Below are 19430 nucleotides of genomic sequence, written 5' to 3' on the forward strand. Positions count from 1 at the left end.
CGAGTCGTGGTGCAGGGTCGGTCCCACGGGAGCAACAAGCTGGCGCACACAGGCGCGACGACCGGCTAGCTCACGCAGACGCGACGACCGGCTGGCTCACAGCGTGCCGAAGCCGGCGAGACGCAGCCCGATCACGGCGACGACGACGATAGCGGCGACCACGACGACGACCCAGTCGCGGGCGGCGAGCGGACGCGCCCCGTAGAAGCTCCGGTCACTGCGGGTGTCGAATCCGCGTGCCTCAAGCGCCATCGACTGGGTGTTCACGTTGCGGAACGCCGTCATGAACACCGGGACCAACAACGGAACAGACCGACGCAGCCGAGCGATCACGCCGCCTTCTGTGAGGTTGAGCCCGCGCGCCGCTTGGGCCTGTTTCACCGTCGTCGCCGCTTCGAGGAAGGTCGGAAAGAGTCTGAGTGCGGTGCCGACCGCAAAACAGAACGCGTACGGCACCCCGAGCTGGCGCATCCCACGGACGAGCTCCTCGTTCGAGGTCGTCGTCACGAAGAGGAGCCCCCCGACGACGAACACCGCGATTCGCTCCGAGCGACCGAGCGCGAACAGCACCTCGCGCTCAGAGAGCGTAATCGGCCCGAGGTCGAGGAAGATGCGCCCGCCTGGCTGGGTGAACGCCGGCCACACGACGAGTCCGACGAGAAAGAGGGCGGCGACGATCGGCGAGAGTCGCCGGAAGTTTCGCCAGCCACCGACGGCGACGAGCGTGAGGAACGCAACCGCGAGCGGGACCGCCGCGTACCGTGGGTCGTCGAAGGTGTACCCCGCAACGAACAGGGCTGTCACGAGCGCGAGGGTGCTTCGTGGGTCGAGCCGATGGATCGGTGACGCCCGGTCGACGTACAGCGAGGTCGCGCTCACACGTCACCACCACCGAGTCCCGCGGCGAGTTCTGCGACCGAGAGCGCCGGGAGGGCATCCGGCAGGTCACGAGCCGCCGCGAGCCGGTTCGACGCCTCGACGACGTGTGGCGGCTGGAGCGCGTGGGCATCGAGTCGGTCGCGGTCAGCAAAGAGCCGCCTCGTGCTCCCGTCGTACGCCACCTGCCCGTCCTCAAGCACGACGGTCCGTGGCGCGTACCGTGCCACCGTCTCCATCGAGTGGGTGATCGCGACGACCGTCAACCCCGTCGTGCGGTTGAGCTCGGCGACGAGACGCATAAACTGGTCGCGCTGTGTCGCGTCGAGTCCCGTCGTCGGCTCGTCAAAGACGATGACGGCTGGGTCGGTCGCGAGGATGCCGGCGAGGGCGACGCGCTGTCGCTGGCCACGCGAGAGCGCGAACGGGTCGGCGTCGGCGAGGTCGGTCAATTCGACGGTCTCGAGCGCCTGTGACACCCGTTGGTCGAGCGCCTCACCGCTGATACCGAAGTTCTGTGGGCCGAATTCGACTTCTTCGCGGACGGTGTCGGCAAACAGCTGATGGTCGGGATTCTGGAAGACGTAGCCGACGTCACGACCGATGGCCGACATCGAGTAGTCGGTGACCTCGCGGCCGTCGTAGCGCACATGGCCGGCATCCGGGGCGTGAAGGCCGTTGAGGTGTTTTGCGAGCGTCGTCTTGCCGGAGCCGTTGTGCCCGACGAGGGCGACCACCTCGCCCGTGCGGATCGTCAGCGAGACCTCGTCCACGGCGCGTTTCGGCCCGCGATCCGTCTCGTAGGCGAAGACGACATTCTCGAGTTCGAAACACGGCTCACCCAGGGTCTCACCGGTCCCCGCCGGGACACTGGTGGCGGACGCCTCGGTGGCTGACCGGTCGTCGTCGAGACGTGCTGGTGGCGTCCACGAGAGTCCGTGTGCGGCGGCGACGTCGACGGCTTCGGCCGGTGTGAGCGGGAGGTCCGCAGTCGGAACGCCTGCCTCGTCGAACGCGGCGACGAGCGGCGGAATCGCAACGCGCGACGCGCGCAGTGCCGCCGTATCGGTGAACACCTCCCGTGCCGGCCCAGCCCTGGAAACCCGGCCGTCCTCAAGCAGTATCGCGTGGTCTGCGAGCAGCGCCTCCTCGATTTTGTGTGTTACCATGACGACGGTCTCGGGGCCCGCCCAAGCCACCTCGTCGGCTGTGCGATCGTCGTCGGGCGCCGCTGTGTTGGGTGCCACTGTTTCGGGCTGATCGACCGAGTCAACGCGGTCGAGTCGACCGCCGGCAAGTTGGCCCACCGCCGAGAGGAGCCGGCGAGTCCCGGAGGGATCGAGGTCACTCGTCGGCTCGTCGAGGACGAGTAGGTCGGGCCGCATGGCCGCGACGCCTGCGAAGACGAGCCGCTGTTTTTGTCCGCCGGAGAGGGCGGCCGGCTCGCGTCGGCGGTCGAGATCAGACAGCCCGGCGAGCGCGAGCGAATCGTCGATTCGGTCGTCGATCTCGGCCGGTGGAACCGCGAGGTTCTCGGGACCGAAAGCGACCTCGGCGGTAACGCTCGTGCCGAACAGCTGTGATTCGTAGTCTTGGAGCACCATCCCGACGTCGGTAGCCAACTCGCTCACCCGCGTCGCCGTGGCGTCGCGGCCGAGTACCTCGACCTCGCCAGCGAATGACCCGGTGATGAAGTCCGGAATGAGCCCGTTGAGCGTGCGCAACAGCGTCGATTTGCCGCCCCCAGACGCCCCCATGATGACGGTGAACGATCCCATTGGGACGTCAACGTCGACCCCGCGAAGCACGGCGGCGTCGCGACCGGCAGAATCCGTCGCGTCCGAATCCGTCGCATTCGGGTCCGGAAGCGACGCCTCGCGGTCGTACGAGAACACCACGTCGCGCAGTCGGGTCGCGACGCCTTCATCTCTATCAGTCATCGCCGCGGCCCTCGTGACGTTCGATCACGCACCGTCCAACAGCCCCGAGAGTCGTTCGCCGACGAGCACCGCAGCGATGGCCACGACCGCCATGCCGACCGCACCGACCGCAGCGACGCTCGACAGCGATGGACCCGCACCCGTGCTGAGCAGCGTGCCGACGCCGACCCACGCGATCGGGACGATCACGAGCGTCCACGCCAAGACGCCGTCCAATCCTGGTCGCCCCGGTGAGAGGTCGTCTGCACGGAGTACGTCAGGGTAGAGCAGCCCGAGCGCTTTCAGTCGCGGGTACGTGAGGTACAAAAGCGGCGGGCCGAGCACGACGGCGGCGATGGCGTTGTTGGTGAGGATGAGCGGCCCGAGCACCGCGAACGGAACGAGTCCGAGTAGGTCGACAACCCACGCGATGATCGCCGCACACGTCGCGGACGCCGCGACGGCGACGACGGCGTACTCAACTGCTTGGCGTCCGGCCGACTCACGGAAGTCAGGCTCGACGCCTGCCGAGAGCGGCCGAAGGTTCCCCCAAAGCTTGTAGCCGAGCAGGCCGAAAAAAAAGTTCCCGACGAACCCGCCAACGCTTCCCGGTCCGAACGTGCCCCCGAAGACGTCCCCGATCAGGTTACCGATCGCCGATCCCCACGCGGCTGCCGGACCGAACATGATCCCGAAGATCACCGGAAGGACGTTCGCCGGGCGAATGCTCGTGATCCCGGGGATTATCTGAAACGTCTGGAACGGCACGAGCACGGCAGCGTACACCGCGGCGACGACGGCCACGAGGAGCACCATCCGTGTCTCACGCCACATCGTGAGTATCTCTCGCATCAAGCGAGCCATTGTGAGCGACTCGCATAAGCCGATCGGTGCCGTGATCGCCAAGTCTGACAGATGATCCAGATATGTGGATCAACGTGGCCTTCACCGAGCCATCAATTCCAACAGATCGCCACAAACGTGTCATTCACCAGACTCTCTCTCGTCTGCCTGCCGACGGAGTGCCGCGATCCGATCGCCGAGCGGGGGCTGGATATCGAGCCACGTCGAGTAGTCGCCGGTCGCAGGGGTGACACCGCTTCGATCGGCGGCGCGCTCGAAGGCGTCGGCAACCTGCCCAGCACCCACCGTGTCGGCCGCGTGCGCGTCTGCGGCGTACTGAACACGCCGACCGGCCCACAACGCAGTCAGTCCGACCGCGATCAGGGCGGTGAAACCCGGCGTGAACCCGACGACGGTCGTCGTGATTGCGGTAAACAGCGCGACGACGACGGCGACCGCAGCGGCACGAAACGTAGCGAAGTGCGCCTTCACCCGTCCTGCCTCCGCCGCAAGCAGTCCGACAGCGACGTCCGCTTCGATCCCGTCAACGACCGGCTCGGTGACGAAGAGCACGCGGCGACGAGGTGGCCCGCGGACGGAGATGTCGACGGCCGACTCCTCCTCAAGTACGGCGACTCGATCGACGCCGAGGCCGGCCTTCCGACGCATTACGTCCAGGGCCGCCCGCTCCGGGTCGGTCGGCTCGCGAAGGTCGCGAAACCGGTCCATCACGTACAGCGGTCCCACGGCCGCGGTGAGGAACGCGAGGATCCCGATGCCGACGAGGAAGACGACCGGCTGCATGACGTGACTATCGGTGCCCACCCAGCTAAAATCACGTGTTCCGGCCTGCGCTACCACACCGGCCTCACGCCGGCACGCGGTCGGCGAGCGATTGGATCGCCGCGGCTGCGTCGCTTTGTGGTGCCGCGGTCACGACTGGTCGTTCTGCGGTGACGGATCGTCCGACACGCGGATCGGCTGGCACGACCGCCGCCGGCGCGCCGAGGGCGTCGGCGATCGCGTCCGTCGGCGGCAGTTCGACGACCCGATTGATCGCACAGGCGACGAGCCCTGCCTCAAGCTCGCGAGCCAGCTCACGGGTTCGGATCGCGTCCGCCAGCGCGAACGCCCGCGGTGAGACCACGACGAGACACGCCCGAGCCGCCGCGAGTGGAACACCCACGTCGGCGCGTCGGCCGGCCGGACAGTCGACCACAACACGTCTGTGTTCCCGCTCGATGGCCTCAAGTGTGTCCACGAGCCGTGTCACGTCGGCCGCGCGAGCGCCGGCCAACGTCCGGCCGCACGGGACGACATCTACCGGTCCCGGACGGATCGTCTCCTCCACGGCTGCACGTCCAGCGAGCACGTCGTGGAGGTCCGGACCACGGGCCGCCGGCAGATCCGCCATCCCGAGGTCTGCGTCAACGACGACCGCGTCAAGTGCGGCCGCAAGGTTGTACGCAAGTGTCGTCTTTCCCACCCCGCCTTTACCGCCGGCGACGGCGAGAATCATGTGAGTCGCTCCAGTGGCTCGACCGGCACGTCCGTCGCCTCAGCTCGCCGTGCCAGCGACGACGCGCGATCAGCAATTTGGGTGAGTCGTGAGGTGTCGGCGTCAACCTGGTAAGCGAGGTCGACCGCGGCCGCGGCACTCCCGATTCGTTCGAGCGCGGCCGTGGCCGTCTCGAGGTCAGAGTCGGTCAGGCGCTCTGCGTGCTCGACGCGCGCCTCGACGGTGTCGAGCCAGGCGGTAATCGCGGCCGTCTCGCCGAGGGAGGAACCCCCAGCAGCAGACTGGTCACTGCCAGTCCCGCCGTCGGCCACCGCGTTCGACTCGGTGCCAGCCATCGACGCCGCGGTCGTGGGCGTGGGGGAGCCGTCGACCACGGCGCGTGGCGGCCGATGGTCGCCAAGGCGACGAACGGCGGCTGCCGCTGTCGGGTTCGACGTGGACGCCGTAGGGTCGACCGGCGCACAGTCGGTGACGGCGACCGGCGGGTCTGGTGGGGGTGGCGTTTGGTCGGTGTCGTCTCCGTCGTCGTCACTATCGGGCGACATGGGACACGCGAAGCCGACGCCACGGCGCTCGTTGGGCCCGAGTTCGAGGCTGAGACCGGTGGCGTCCCAGCCCGGCACTGGCACACCACGGCGTCGTGGCGGAAGCACTGGCCCATCGAGACGACTATCGAGACGTACTCGGCAGGTCGCCGCAGTCTGATTGTGGAGCCGACAAGCGACGAACCACACCCCGTCGACCCGGTCGACGGTCCACGAGAGGTCCACGCGCATACGTCGTGTGTGCCGGCATCCAATTTAAGCGTCGGGTCGAACCGTGACCACGCCCAGCGCGCGGTCGGGTGACGTCCCCGGCCACCCGCGAATGGTGTCGGCGACGTCTGGTTCGAGCACCACCGGCCCCTCGATAGACGCGATGCGGACCGCAGCGACCGACGCGATGAGCCGCGACCCGGTGTAGTCCCTCGGGGCGTTTCCGGCGGCATCCGGGTCACCGGCCGGCAGCGCCGCCAGTGCGTCGTGAAACGCCGGGTACACGCTCCGCGAGAGCTCGCGTCTGGCCGCCCGACGTCGGTTCTCGAGTCGGTCCCGAAGCCGGAGCCGCCGATCGCGTTCGTCACGGCTCGCCGCCGCTCGCTTACGGGCACGCTTGAGCGCTTGTTCGGCCGCGATCCGCGTCGTCTGTACCTCTGCGAGCGACGCGGCGGCCGCCTCGAGCGCCTCGCGGGCCGCGTCGGTCTCCGCCGCTATCTCCTGGCGCGCGCGGAGCTCCCCGCGGGCCGCCGCGACGCGTTCGACGAGTCGCGTCTCCTCGCCGGTCGCGGCCGCGAGGCGTCGCCGCGGCTCGGTGAGGTCGACGGTCGCCGGGTCGATGGCCTCGATCGCCGCCCGGAGCGAGCCGAGCTCCGTCGCGTACGACGACCGGTGGCCCAAAGAGTACGCGGCCGCAGCGAGCTCCGTACAGAGGGTCGTACCGGTCGGCAGTCGACCAAGCACGGTCGCAGGATCGGGGATCGGTGGTGTCGCTGGAGCCGGCGTGTCGGGAGTGGGCGCGTCCGCACGACAGTGTGTCTCATCAACCGATGGAGGTGTGCCGTGGGGTGGCGATGCGTTGTCGGTCGATCGTGACCGAGCGTTGCCGGTCCCAGCGCCCGGTTCGGCGTCGCGCCGCTCATGGTGCCTCCGAGTCATCACAGCGAGCGGCGCTTCATCGTGTCGGGAGCCGGATGGTCGGTGCCGGCCGCGAACGAGGCGTACGGCGTCGCAGCTGTCTCGCGGTTCGCGTACGCCGCGGCCGCCGCACGGACGTCCTCGTCGACGCGGACGAACTCGTTGAACGGTTCTGTCCACTCGATCTGGACGTCGTCGGTGTGGGTCTCACGGAGCTGGAGCGCGAGGAAGGCCCCGTAGGTGGTTGCCTCAAGCAGTGCTGCGCGGCCGAACCGGCGGACGACATGGTCCTCGTGACGACGACACACGTTCCGAAGCCCGGTCCGGGCTGCCGTCGAGTAGGTGACGACGAGTATCACGGAGAGCGATGCCGCGTCATGCTACTTAGCGGTTGTGGAGCTGGCGACGATCGCCGGACTGCGGCGGGGTCACACCCGTTCAACCTCGAAGACGTCGAGCGTCTCCTCGTCGACGCCCGCAGCAGCCATCACCCGCTCGCGGGCCGCCGGAGCCGAGGGTGCGACGACCACGCGCCCGTCGATCGGCGGGTCGCCGGTCGCGCGGTAGACGGCATCTTCGCCCTCGAACGTCGTCGCGTACGTGCGCAACACAGCGGCGACGCGTCGCTCGGTCGCCGTGAGGTCAGCCTCACCGGCCTCGAACGCGGTAAGCGCGTCTTCGATGTTGCGCAGCGCGGAGATGCGGTCCATGGCTATGTCGTCCGGAGGTGTCCCTGCGTCGGCTCGTACACTTCGCCTTTCGTTCGAAGCTTCTCGATCTCCGCTTCGGCCTTGCGCTGATCCATCCCGATCTCGCCGGCACGGTCGAGCACCTCCTCAACGGGAGCGCCCTCCTCGTACTCGGTTTCGATATCGGCGATGAGTCCTTTAATATTCTTGATGCGGTCGCGCTGGCTCTTTGAGGTTCCCGTCTCGACGACATCGGCGTCGAACTGGCCGGTCTCGGGGTCGACGCCAATGTCTTGGAGACACGACTCGACGATATCGGTCGCGCGGTCGGCATCTTCGCGCTCAACGGTATCCGAGAGTCGGACCCGTGCGCTTGCCTCAGAGAGCCGAACCATCGCCTCGAGTTTCCGCGCGGTGACCGGCACCGGCGCGTCCTCGTCGGCCCCTTTCGACCGGAGGTCGACGTAGAACTCCTCGATGAGGGCTTTCGCCTCGGACGTCATCGTCGGGTAACACGAGCGCTTTGCGTGTGCGATATACTTCCGAAGAAGCTCGGCGTCGATAGCCGGCGCGACCTCATCGGTGACGGCCGCGACCTCGTCTGAGGTAAACTCCGAACTCGCGAGCTCCGTCCGCTGGGTGTTGAGCTCGCCCGCGTAGTTCGTCTTGATGATGTGTTGTGCCAGCCGCGAGTCGTGTTCTGGATCCGGGCTGTCCGTGACGGTGAAGATGAGGTCGAATCGTGAGATCAGCGCGGGCTCTAAGTCTATTTGCTCGCCGATCGGCTCGTACTGGTCGAACCGACCGTACTTCGGGTTCGCTGCGCCGAGCAGCGAGCAGCGGGCCTTGAGCGTCGCGTTGATCCCCGCCTTGGAGACGGAGATCTTCTGTTGTTCGAGGCCCTCGTGGAGTGCGGAGCGGTCAGAAGAGTTGTGTACGACCAGACCGTTCGCGACGAAGTTGTGTGTCTCCTCGACGGTCAGGTCGTACACCTTCGGCCGCCGTCCGTCCTCGATCCGCATCAGTATCGACCGGAGTTCCGCTTCGACGGTGGCCGCTTCTTGTAGGATGGCTTCACGCAGATCACCGAGCCGGTCCGTTTCGACGACACCGGACAGCCACCGCGACACCGTCGCCGGGCTTGCATCGAATCTCGACGCCACGTCCGCCTGGCTGATGCCGTAGGCGTCGAGCGCTGCTGCTAACTCCGCCTTCGTTTCGCCGATCGCATCGCAGCCGAGGAGTTCACGGGCCCGTCGCTCCGCGGTTTCGACCGGCCCACCGATAACGTCGGCGAGACGCTGTCTGAGTACCTCGCCACGGTATTCAGTCGACCTCGGTTGCACGGTTTCGACCGACTCGACGCGGCGCCACTTCACCTCGCCCGCGACGAACTCGTGGAGGTCGCTGAGATCGGTTTCTTCGACGTCGGTGAGGATCTCTCGCAAGCGGTCGGTCACGAGCCCACGAACGCGGTCATGGTTGCCCCACTCGCGGGAGATCTGCTGCTGTGACAGCACCGTTCCCTTGGCCAGCTCGGACTGTGAGACGTGGTACCGGTTTCGCAGCTCGGCGAGCGTCTCCCACGTTGCTGTCTCGTCGAGTCGACGACGGTCCTCGGCGGCCGTCTCCACTCTGTCTTCGAACGCCGTCAGTATCCGGTCAGCCCGATGGAGCGACGTGTTTGCGCCACTATTCTCGAAGTCGTGATACGTGACTGCGTTGAGTCCACACTCGCGTTGGTACAGCCGGAGTGACTCACGAGTTCGAGACAGCACGTCATCGATCTCCGGGATCACGTTGACGATCGTCCGGTCGCCGTCAGCGGCGTTGACGACGCGGTCAAGCGCCTCCATCTGCCGAGTCGCGGTGAATCCAACAGCGCGCTGAAACGCCGCCAGCGAGTCCGCGTTAGTCAGCGTGAGGTAGTACACGTCTCGACCCCCGGGTCGTTCGCGGTCTTGAAGCTGGCTCGACACCCCAAACTGCAAGAGGAGTGCCCGTGTGCCTCGAAGGAGGCTCCGGCTCGCCGACGCTATCCGAACGTTGCCGGCCGATTCGTCGACGTGCCCCTCGCTGTCGGCCAGCGCACGGACGAACGCGGCCTTTGCCGCTCGGCATCCCGTCGAAACGGCAGTCGGGAAGCATTTCTCGTCGTATCGACCGAGGTTCATCCCTGCGTCGAGGACAGCGTCAGCGTGCGCTTTTCCGATGACTCTGACCGTCTCGACGCCGTCATCACGCTGTTCGCTCGGGTGACGGACCGGTTCCGCGTCGAACGCCGCTCGGGCAGCCCGCTCGAAGTCCGTCAGCAGTTCCTCGTCGGTGTTGGTGAACCGGACGCCGTAGACGCCTTCGTCGCGGTCGTAGTAGATGTTCCCGTCGCCGGAGAGGTATCCGAGAACACTCGCCATCGCGGTGTCGACGCCCCCGACGTCGACAGGGTCGGCTGCTGCCCCAGCGCCGCCGAGCGCAGCCACCGCTCCGCCGTCGGCGGCCTTCGTCGGAATTTCTCTGGGGACGTACACCCAGTCACCCTCGTCAAGTGCGGCCGCTTCGCGCTCGACGCGCTCTCCATCGTCGAGGACAAAAAACGGGTGGTCAGCCGTCGCGGTCAGCGACTCACCGGTCTCTATCGTCACCCGGGTTAGCTCTGACGGCGCATCGTACTCGTGTACCGCGGAAACGGGACGCTCGACCAGCCGTCCGTCCTCGTCCATCGTCCAGACGTCGAGGTCGATATCGCGAATGTGGCGGCCGTTCGACACCTCCTCGATTTCGCCGTCTTTGGCGGCCTCTCGTGTGAGTTCGTCGATGCGCTCGACCCGTCCGTCGGCGAGCGAGACCAGCGTGTCGCCGGTCACACAGTCCATCTTATCGAGCTCGTCGACAGCCGCGATCCCTTTGTCTGCAAGGACGAGCGCGCCGGCTTCGAGCGACCACTGCTGGCCGTCGCCGAAGTCGTCGCGTACCGCAGCGGCGGTGTTGTGTGTCACGAGTCCGTTGCCGAGGAAGTTGTGCGTGTCCGGAACCGTTAGGTCAAACACTTCTTTGTTGCCGGTGTTCTCGGCGTCGAGGACCTCGTCCCAGACGAGATCGGCGTTGGCCACTTCTTCGACGACGGAGCCAACGTCGCCGAGATCGAGGTCATCGATCAGTGAGTGGGTCCGTTCACGACTCGGATCGTCGCCACAGTTCAGATTCTGCCAGTATCTGCCTGCACCCCCATCGGCACGAGCGAGGGTGCGGCCGATCGGGAGGCGTTCGCCGCGTCGAGGTGCATCCCGGATGATCTCATCCAGCGCGGCTGATTTCGTCGTCGACCGGAACCCGATTCGGTCGGCGAACGCGTCGAGGTTTTTCCCGTATATCGCCAGGTGCGTCTGGACCGACGTCGATTCGATCTCGTGACCGTCGGCGCGTTTGGAGGTTCCTCGACAGTCACGCTCGCGCGTCCGAGACCGGATGCCGTACGTTTCCAACATCAGTTGGACCTGTTCGGCGAGTTCGCCACAGACGGTCGAAAACTGCACGCTGGATCCGCCGGTATCACGCCCACACACAGAGCCATCGGCATCGAAGAGGCCCTGGAGGAAGGCGTCGGCGTGTTCAGCAGTCGTGAGCTTCGAATCGAGAGCAATATCATCTTTCGGCGACTCAATGCCGACGTTGCTGAAGAAGCGGGCAACGGTCGCACTGTGGAGGCGAATACAGGGGACACGATCGTCTTGATACTCGATATCGACTGACTTGTCGAACGTCGTCTCGATGATGTCTGCGGCGTGTTCTAGCAGCGCTTCGTCGCCGTTCGAGATTCGGACGTGCCCGCGATTTCCGCCTCGTCGAGAAACCATCACGTCACCGTCGCCGAAGACAAGGCCGATCAAGTACATCAGATCCGCGTCGAACTCCTCGGGTATCGTAACGCTGTCGCCGTGGCGGAGCATCATACGGTCGATGACGACGTCGTCCATGTCCGCTCCGATCGCCGTGAGAATCGTGTCTAATTTACTCCGTGGAATATGGCGATTCGAGAGCGTGTCGTACACGGAGTCTTCCGAGAGACCGAGTTCGGCTGCGGCGTCGCGGAGCGTTCCAAACGTCTCGGTGAGCCCGGTACGGAGGTACTCGATCGATCCGTCGGTCGGCTTGATCTTCTCCTCGGTGAATTCGACGTACGCACGAACCGGCGGAGACGAGCGATCGATGTCGGTGTACTTCGGTACCGCAACGTGGTCGCCAGCGTCGACGTCCGAGATCGACTTCCACTCGATCCCGTTCGTGTCACAGGTGAGTACGGGCGTGTTGATAGACGCTTCGAGCGTCTTTCCGTGGGCCGTCTTGATCCGCCGACACGGCTTCTCGGGCATCCGCCAGACGTGAGAACTCTCGGTGAGGTCGATCCGTCCAGACGCTCGATCGAAGGTGTAGAGATCGTGGTTCGCGCCGGCACTCGTCTCGGAGTCAACCGGTTCCGGATGGTACGCTGTCGCGATCTCTCGGATCGGTACGAACCCCTTCGACGTGTGTATCTTCGTGTCCCCGGTGACGCACAGACCTGCAGCGGATGATCCTTTTCCAGATGTATACACTGATCTCGGGGCAATATTCTCGACATAACTGATCATCTGTGAGTTGTGTGAGACGATCCCGTTCGAGACGTAGTTGTGTGTCCCCTCAACTTCGAGATCGTACACCCACTCGTCATCTGGTTCGACTTGCTCGATAGACTCGATCCGATCCCAGCGAATATCACTCTCAACGAGTCGACCGAGCGCGGCAACGTCGCGTGCGGTGGATCCGCCGTCTGTTTTGGCGAACGCGTCGGTGTCGCCGTCGAGGATGGATCCGCACGCCTCCTCGAATGCGTCGACAATTCGTTTGAATGCGCCCCGACTCGGATTCCGGCTTCCGGCCTCGTAGTGCCGGTACGTATTCCGTGGGACACCGCACTCGTACTGCGTCAGTCCCAGTGATTCACGCAGTCGACGAAGCGTCGGACCAACGTTCGGAATCACGTCCACGTTCGTGTTCCGATCCGTTGTGAGATGTTCTTCCGCTGCGGACTGTTTTCGTTCGGTAACGAACCCGATTTCGGTAGCGTAGCGGTCGAACTGTGCACCGCTGATACGGAGCCGGTGGCTTCCGTTGTGCCGCGCGTGTACCTGGGACGTAATCCCGTGCTGAAGCAAAAGCGACCGGACTCCTTCGAGAAGCTCCTCGCTCATCGACGCGACGGTTATTTCGCGTTGTGACGCAGAGACGTGACCTTCTCCCTCGATGAATCCCTCGATGAACGCTGCGGTAATTTCATCAGATGTGCCTGCGATCTTTGGCGGGACCCGCTTCTTAGCGGAGCGCTTCAGTAGGGCTTCATCGATCTCGTCGAGGAAACTGACGAATTCGCCGGCGGAACACAGCAACTCCCGTGCACTCTTGCCATCGTGCGGCTGCCTAGTGGTCGTTTCGAGGTTGAGGTCGTGAAGCGTGTTCCGCGCGTCTTCGAGGACCTCTTCGTCGTTGTTCGTGATCGAAACGAACCCCGAGTGGTCGTTGCGTTTCTCGACATAGCCCTCGGCAACGATATATCCGACGAGCCGGGAGAGCGCTGGGGTCCACCGTTCGGGAGCGTCAAGACGGACAGCGTTGTGCGACTGTGCCCTGCGGAAATCGACGTCGAGTGTGTCGTCAGCATCCACGTCGAGTCGGCTGGGTGTCGCCACGAACTCGCCTGCTTCCAGTTCTTCGGCACGGACCGGAGCGAACTCCCCGTCCCGCTGGATGAATAGCGGGTGAGAAGGCGTCACATCGAGGTCACGCCCCGACGCCGTTTCGATCCGATACATCTCCGCTGGCGCTTCTCGCTTCCAGACTTTTGTCGCCCGAGACGCTCCGACAGTGCCATCGTCCTGCAGTGCGGGGACGTCGAAGTCGACGCTGTCCCAGACGCCGTCGTCGACTGGCTTCGGATCGTCGAGGTTCTGCTCGACCAGTTCGCGTATCGAAACCTCTCGTCCATCGTTGCAGACGATATTTGTGTCCCCACGGAGACACTTTCCAGTTCCCGGATCGCCGATAAGAAGCATGTGGAGGTCCCCCCGGATCCGCGAGCCGTCGGGGAGGTGTTTGGTGACACCGGAGAAGAGCTGGAGGATCATCGCGAGTTTCTCTTCTTCGTAGCCGTAGATCGCGGGCGCGATGGAGTCGACCATCGCCTCGTAGATGTCGTCGCGTTCGGAGAGCGCGATGATCTCGCGGCGGTCCTCGTCGGTGATGTCCATGTCTTCGAACTCCTCGTCTTCGATGGCGATGGAGACACCGTCCATGTAGAGATCGAAGATGGCGGACTTCTCGTTGCCCTGTTGGACCTGTTCGATGTGGAGAACACCGACACAGGTGACGTGGTCGCCCGGGCTCACCTGTCCGGTGATGTCGTCGACGATGTCGACGTCGAGTGATTGGGGCGTCTCCCCGCCGCGTAACCCCTCGGGTGACTCCTGGATCCGGAGCTTCTGGGAGTCGACGAACTCCGACTGGTCGAAGTTGACGCGGAAGGGCCCCTGTCGTTCACACCCCTGACACTCGTGGGGCTCTTGGAAGCCGCCGTCGCTCTGTGGGATGTACGTCATCGTTCCACAGCGCTGACACTCGAAGGCCGCCTCGGTCACCTTCGGGCGGACGTCCGTCGCCTTGCGGACGATTCCCTGTACCGAGACGAGCTTGCCGATGTGGTCGTCGTGGACACGGATCCCCCGAATATCGATGTTGTCGGGGAGGTGGTGGAGTCTGACATGGGCGCGCCCGAGGCTGACGTCTGCAGGGAGGTCGTAGAGCCGAAGCGCCTCCTCTGCGTACTCGCGCATCTGGTCCGGCTTCGTGCGGAAGTCCTCGGCAAGGTCGCGGTCGAACTGGTAGAGGTCGTCGTACTCGACGTACAGCGAGCGCTGCTCGTTGGGGTACCGCTGAGCGAGGGTCCCGATTGCCTCGCGGTAGTAGTTCCGGTAGAACTGGATGAACCGCTCGGTGAGGTCCTGATTCCCGGCCTGAGCCATTACGGAGGGCTTTGGTCGGCATCGGGTATGAACCTCCGGGTCGGAGCCGCCGGCATCGGTGGCCGCGCCGAAAGAAACGCCTATGGCCTCGAAGGCCCCGTCTCGGAGTGATGCGAACGAGCCGCGCGAGTCGAGCGACGTCGCAACGCGCCGGAGGATCATGAAGGTCACAGACGCCGTGCCGGCGTTCGCCGACGCGTTCGATTTCGAGGAGTTCAATCGGATGCAACGCGAGGCGCTGCCCGGGATCCTCGAGACCGACCACAACGTCGTCGCGGCCGCGCCGACCGCCTCGGGCAAGACCGCCCTCGCGGAGCTCGCGATCTGTAAGACGCTCGCGGCGGGCGGCACCGCGCTGTTCATCGCCCCGCTGCGCGCGCTCACCAACGAGAAAGAACAGGAGTGGGAGCGGTTCGAAGATCTCGGCTACTCGGTGTACGTCGTCTCCGGTGAACGCGACCTCAATCCGCGGCGGGCAGAACGCGCGGACGTGCTCGTTACGACCCCGGAGAAGGCCGACAGCGCGACGCGAAAACACGATTCTGCGCGATACGCGTTCGTAACTGACGTGGACTGTGTCGTCATCGACGAGGTCCACCTCCTCGACAGTGAAACGCGCGGCGCCGTCCTCGAGGTCACCGTCTCGCGGCTCCGTCGGCTGCAGGATCCACGGATCGTCGCGCTCTCTGCGACGATGCCGAACGTCGGAGACGTCGCCGAGTGGCTCGACGCCCCGCCGGAGACCACCTACGCCTTCGGCGACGAGTATCGCCCCGTCGACCTCGAGACCGGCGTGAAGACGTACAGTCACGGCTCGAACGCCTTCGCCGACAAATACCGCCGGCTCTACCGCGCGCTCGACCTCGCCGAGCCGCACCTGCGGGAGGACGGCCAAGCGCTCGTGTTCGTCTCCTCGCGACAGGACACGGTGCAGGCGGCCAAGAAGGCGCGCGACGAGATCACCGACCGCGACGTGCCGATGGCCTCTCGGGGCGACTACGACTTCCACACCGAGGCGGCCGAGCTGTCGAACGACACGCTCAGACAATCCGTGCTCGACGGCGTCGGCTTCCACCACGCCGGGCTCGCGAAAGGCGACCGCGACCGCGTCGAGGCGTGGTTCAAACGCGGCAAGATCGGGATTTTGTTCTCGACGTCGACGCTCGCGTGGGGGGTGAACCTTCCGGCGCGGTGTGTCGTCATCCGCGACACGAAGTACCACGACCCGCTCGAGGGCGAGACCGACATCTCGCCGCTCGACGTGCTCCAGATGCTCGGGCGGGCCGGCCGGCCGGGCTACGACGACGTCGGCTACGGCTGGGTGGTGTGTGATCGGGGCGACGCAGACACCTACCGCGAGCTGCTTCGAGAGGGTAAGCCGATCGAGTCGCGGCTGGCCGCCGAGTTACCCGCCCACCTCAACGCCGAGGTCGCGATGGGAACGATCCGCGGGCTCGACGACGTGATGGCGTGGCTCGAAACGACGTTCTACTACGTCCGGGCGCGCTCGGAGCCGGACGCCTACGGCTTCGACGGCCTTCGCGATCGTGTGCGCGACACGCTCGAATCGCTCGTCGATGAGGGGTTCGTCGCGGCCGACGACGAGTTACGCGTCGAGCCGACGACACTCGGCCGGCTCGCCTCGAAGTACTACCTCCAGCTCGAGACCGCCCGACGCTTTCGGGAGTTGGCCGGTCGCGAGCGGCTCACCGCAGACGGCATCCTCGCGACCGTCGCGGGGGCCGCAGAGTTCGACTCGGTATCGGCGCGTGCCGCGGAGTCGGACGCGGTCGACCGGATTCTAGAGGGACACGACACGGCGCTCGAAGACGGTCACCGCAAGGTGTTCGCAATCCTGCTCGCGTCGATGGCCGACACGGTGCCGAGCGAGCTGCGCTCGGACGCGTGGGTGATCCGGCAGAACGCCTTACGGCTTCTCGCCGCGCTCTCTGAGTTCCTCGACGAACTCGCGGGGCCCCGGGCCGCCAACCTCGCGTGTCGCGTGGAGGCCCGCGTCGACCACGGTGTCTCTCGGGAGGCAGTTGCGCTCACCGCGGTCGATGGGGTCGGTGCTCGCCGGGCCAACCGGCTCGCGGACGCTGGGATCACCTCACCGGCCGAGATCTGTGCGGCGGGGGCCACCGGCCTCTCGAACGTTGGGATGGGCGAGGGGGTGGCCGAGCGGATCGTCGAGGCGGCGGACGCGATCCCACAGATTCGCGTCGACTGGGGGGCGTTCCCCGAGCAGGTGGCCATCGGCGAGAACGAGCTGTGTGAGGTGGCCGTCACCGCGGCCGGCGGTGGCGCACGGGTCGGGATTCGGGTGACCGTCAACGACGTCGAGATGACCGCGACGACGACGTACTTGGACGGGGAGACCACCGTGCCGGTCGGGGTGTTTGGGCCGCCCGACGCCGACGCGCTCACCTTCGTCGTCGAGGTGGTCTTCCCGGACCTGCCGGTGATGCCAGTTCGTGCGGAGCGACAAGTAGTGGTTGAGTGAAGTACTTCGGGGGCAAGCCGGAAGGCTTCACCGTTTTGGGTCTACACCGCACCCAAACAGGCGAATTTAATTCCCCTCGACCTTCCTGTGAAGTTGGCTGGAATTCACACCCGAACACTCGGTGTATCCGTGAAGATCCTCGAAACGCTGTGCGCCGCCCGCGAAGCGGTAGACGTCGAGACATCCGAGTAGGACCGTCCTCCTACCCGCTGGCGTCAACGCGGGCGGGCCGCATCACGACCCACTGAGAGTGTGAGCGACAGGTGTGTGAACGCTCGCCCCGAGCCCGCGTGATGGTCTGACCGGGTCATTCGTGAGATCTGGGGGACCCTCACACCTCGTACCGAGTGTACAGTACCAGACTAGCTGCCACCTATACTCGGTACGAGGTGTGGGTCTGCCGCGACACACCACTCAACCACTGCGCTTCACTCGGTATGAGGTGTGGGTGTCCAATGACGACGGTGTATCCCCTCCCTACTGCGTTACTCGCTTCGCTGCGTTCCTCCTTGAGGAAGGGGGCTTACCGTTTGCAATCAGTCAATCCAAGCTCATCACACAGCTGCGATCATAGATCGATCTGGTTTCACCCGGTATGAGGTGTGAGTGTCTGAGAACAGTGAGACAACATACACCTCCGAACTCTCGTTCAGCCAGGTGGTGGGTATACCGAGATCGCTGTGGGGGAGATTGCTGTGGGAGTGATCACATAGTAGGGACTCCTTAGGTGGTGTTGACCGCGCCCCCAACCGAACGCGAGGCGCACGGTGTTGCTCTCCGTACCGAACACCGTACTGACTCTCGCCCAACGAACCCGCTTCACGTTCACGAATCAGGTGTGCTTATGTGACTCCCACGCCCCCATCCCAGTATGGATGACCACGCACACGAGCCTGACCCAGATGCGCGCGTGACCGCCCCGATGCAGGAGTTCGGCAGCCGCGAAGTCGGTATCGGCGCGGTCGTGACCCTCCTCGGACTCCTGCTCGCGTATGTGGTGCCCGCGGTGCTCACACTCTGAGTCACAATACACTCCGTCTAGGCGCAGGACTCACGCCTCAAGCCGCAGGACTCACACACCCGAACACCGCGTCACCGAGGGTACCACGCCAGCGGGTGGTCGGCGATGAGGTCGATGCTCACGGGTTCGTCGAGGTCGAACTCCTCGACGTGATTGTGCAGACAGTGGACGGCCCCGCCGGAGTCCAACTCGACCCGATAGATGAACGACGGGCCGACGTACTGCCGTGAGACGACAACCCCATCCGCAACCGAGGGGTCTGCAGGGGTCGCCCGGAGGTCGTCCGGTCGCACGAGCACGTCCACGGGCGCCCCGTCGTAGGTCGTGTTGTACCCCTCGAGTGTGGCGGCGTTGAACCGGCCGACACCCGTCTCGACGTGTCCCTCACGAAGCCGCCCCTCGAGAAACGACGCCCGGCCGAGAAACGAGGCGACGAACTTCGACTCTGGGCGTTCGAACACACTCTCGGGGCGACCCACCTGCTCTATGGCCCCGTCGTGCATGACCGCGACCCGGTCGGAGATAGAGAGCGCCTCTTCTTGGTCGTGGGTGACCGACACCGCGGTGACGCCGGCGGCTTTCAGAATGCGGCGCACCTCCTCGCGCATCTCGACGCGAAGCCGCACGTCGAGGTTCGAAAACGGCTCGTCGAGCAACAAGACATCCGGCTCGGGCGCGAGCGACCGCGCCAGCGCGACCCGCTGTTTTTGCCCTCCCGAAAGCTGATCGGGCGTCTTTGCGCCGTGGTCGGTCATCTCGACCAGCTCGAGCAGTTCGTCCACGCGGGCTGCGGTCTCCGCCGCATCCGCCTCCGAGAGTCCGAACGCGACGTTTTCGCGGACGGTGAGGTGCGGAAACAACGCGAAGTTCTGGAAGACGATACCGACGTCGCGCGCTTCCGGCGGGACGAACGCCTCGTCGTCGGCGACGGTCTCACCCGCGAGCGTGATCGACCCGGTCGTCGGCTCCTCTAACCCGGCGATCATCCGCAGCGTGGTGGTCTTCCCACACCCGGACGGCCCGAGAAACGTGAGCAGTTCGCCCGCCGCGACCTCGAGTGAGACTCCTTCGACGGCCTGCTCGGCACCGAACGATTTCGTGACGTCCGTGAGCCGCAACACCGTGTCGTCCGCGGTCGACGCCGCACGACCGCTGGCGCCAGTGTCGAGCCCATCAGAAACAGCCGCAGCACCCTCGCCCGCGGATGCCCCGTCTGCGATCGACGAACCAGACGACGAGCCGGATGCCGAGCCAGATGCCGAGCCGGACGCCGCGCCACGGACGCGCTCTGTGGTCCCCGCCGTATTCGTCTGTTCGGAGTGAGCCATGGGTGAT

General features: G+C 65.5%; 13 protein-coding genes. 2 read left to right on the forward strand and 11 right to left on the reverse strand.

Going from position 1 to position 19430, the window contains the following annotated elements; genetic code table 11:
• Positions 1-96: 96 nt before the first annotated feature.
• From ACWUI7_RS04975 to ACWUI7_RS05020, 10 genes are all read right to left on the reverse strand, one after another.
• Positions 97-879, reverse strand: coding sequence for an energy-coupling factor transporter transmembrane component T family protein (locus tag ACWUI7_RS04975; protein WP_496641125.1), 783 nt, complete (start codon positions 877-879; stop codon positions 97-99).
• The gene (locus ACWUI7_RS04980) at positions 876-2816 is read right to left on the reverse strand and encodes an ABC transporter ATP-binding protein (RefSeq protein WP_496641126.1); all 1941 of its coding nucleotides are present in this window, start codon (positions 2814-2816) and stop codon (positions 876-878) included. Before ACWUI7_RS04980 ends, ACWUI7_RS04975 begins: the two co-directional genes overlap by 4 nt.
• 24 nt (positions 2817-2840) lie before the next feature.
• Complete coding sequence (locus ACWUI7_RS04985; protein ID WP_496641127.1) at positions 2841-3647, reverse strand: QueT transporter family protein; 807 nt, start codon at positions 3645-3647, stop codon at positions 2841-2843.
• A gap of 132 nt (positions 3648-3779) precedes the next feature.
• Positions 3780-4442, reverse strand: coding sequence for a M48 family metalloprotease (locus ACWUI7_RS04990; protein ID WP_496641128.1), 663 nt, complete (start codon positions 4440-4442; stop codon positions 3780-3782).
• 64 nt (positions 4443-4506) lie between these two features.
• Complete coding sequence (locus ACWUI7_RS04995; protein WP_496641129.1) at positions 4507-5157, reverse strand: MinD/ParA family ATP-binding protein; 651 nt, start codon at positions 5155-5157, stop codon at positions 4507-4509.
• Positions 5154-5933, reverse strand: a complete 780-nt coding sequence (locus ACWUI7_RS05000) for a DUF7857 domain-containing protein (protein ID WP_496641130.1) — start codon at positions 5931-5933, stop codon at positions 5154-5156. The genes ACWUI7_RS04995 and ACWUI7_RS05000 overlap by 4 nt, the downstream gene beginning before the upstream one ends.
• A gap of 24 nt (positions 5934-5957) precedes the next feature.
• Complete coding sequence (locus ACWUI7_RS05005) at positions 5958-6851, reverse strand: DUF7856 family protein (RefSeq protein WP_496641131.1); 894 nt, start codon at positions 6849-6851, stop codon at positions 5958-5960.
• A complete protein-coding gene (locus ACWUI7_RS05010; protein WP_496641132.1) occupies positions 6851-7189 on the reverse strand; it encodes a DUF7855 family protein in 339 nt (112 codons plus the stop codon). Before ACWUI7_RS05010 ends, ACWUI7_RS05005 begins: the two co-directional genes overlap by 1 nt.
• Positions 7190-7258: 69 nt before the next feature.
• Positions 7259-7540, reverse strand: a complete 282-nt coding sequence (locus ACWUI7_RS05015) for a DUF7854 family protein (protein WP_496641133.1) — start codon at positions 7538-7540, stop codon at positions 7259-7261.
• Between the two features lie 2 nt (positions 7541-7542).
• Positions 7543-14571: an LAGLIDADG family homing endonuclease gene (locus tag ACWUI7_RS05020; protein ID WP_496641134.1), complete on the reverse strand. Its 7029-nt coding sequence runs from the start codon at positions 14569-14571 to the stop codon at positions 7543-7545.
• Between the two features lie 160 nt (positions 14572-14731).
• Here ACWUI7_RS05020 and ACWUI7_RS05025 point away from each other — a divergent pair, with 160 nt between their 5' ends.
• Together ACWUI7_RS05025 and ACWUI7_RS05030 are read left to right on the forward strand one after the other, a co-directional pair.
• Positions 14732-17074: a DEAD/DEAH box helicase gene (locus ACWUI7_RS05025; protein ID WP_496641135.1), complete on the forward strand. Its 2343-nt coding sequence runs from the start codon at positions 14732-14734 to the stop codon at positions 17072-17074.
• Positions 17075-17945: 871 nt separating this feature from the next.
• Complete coding sequence (locus ACWUI7_RS05030; protein WP_496641136.1) at positions 17946-18095, forward strand: DUF7550 family protein; 150 nt, start codon at positions 17946-17948, stop codon at positions 18093-18095.
• Between the two features lie 71 nt (positions 18096-18166).
• On the opposite strand, the gene ACWUI7_RS05035 is transcribed toward ACWUI7_RS05030, so the two are convergent.
• A complete protein-coding gene (locus tag ACWUI7_RS05035) occupies positions 18167-19423 on the reverse strand; it encodes an ABC transporter ATP-binding protein (protein ID WP_496641137.1) in 1257 nt (418 codons plus the stop codon).
• Between the last annotated feature and the right edge of the window lie 7 nt (positions 19424-19430).

This window comes from Halorubrum orientale (assembly GCF_059623105.1).

Coding starts and splice junctions, on each gene's coding strand:
- ACWUI7_RS04980 (WP_496641126.1), bottom strand. CDS start 2,816: ATGACTGATAGAGATGAAGGCGTCGCGACCCGACTGCGCGACGTGGTG.
- ACWUI7_RS04985 (WP_496641127.1), bottom strand. CDS start 3,647: ATGCGAGAGATACTCACGATGTGGCGTGAGACACGGATGGTGCTCCTC.
- ACWUI7_RS04990 (WP_496641128.1), bottom strand. CDS start 4,442: ATGCAGCCGGTCGTCTTCCTCGTCGGCATCGGGATCCTCGCGTTCCTC.
- ACWUI7_RS04995 (WP_496641129.1), bottom strand. CDS start 5,157: ATGATTCTCGCCGTCGCCGGCGGTAAAGGCGGGGTGGGAAAGACGACA.
- ACWUI7_RS05000 (WP_496641130.1), bottom strand. CDS start 5,933: ATGCGCGTGGACCTCTCGTGGACCGTCGACCGGGTCGACGGGGTGTGG.
- ACWUI7_RS05005 (WP_496641131.1), bottom strand. CDS start 6,851: ATGACTCGGAGGCACCATGAGCGGCGCGACGCCGAACCGGGCGCTGGG.
- ACWUI7_RS05015 (WP_496641133.1), bottom strand. CDS start 7,540: ATGGACCGCATCTCCGCGCTGCGCAACATCGAAGACGCGCTTACCGCG.
- ACWUI7_RS05020 (WP_496641134.1), bottom strand. CDS start 14,571: ATGGCTCAGGCCGGGAATCAGGACCTCACCGAGCGGTTCATCCAGTTC.
- ACWUI7_RS05025 (WP_496641135.1), top strand. CDS start 14,732: ATGAAGGTCACAGACGCCGTGCCGGCGTTCGCCGACGCGTTCGATTTC.
- ACWUI7_RS05030 (WP_496641136.1), top strand. CDS start 17,946: ATGGATGACCACGCACACGAGCCTGACCCAGATGCGCGCGTGACCGCC.
- ACWUI7_RS05035 (WP_496641137.1), bottom strand. CDS start 19,423: ATGGCTCACTCCGAACAGACGAATACGGCGGGGACCACAGAGCGCGTC.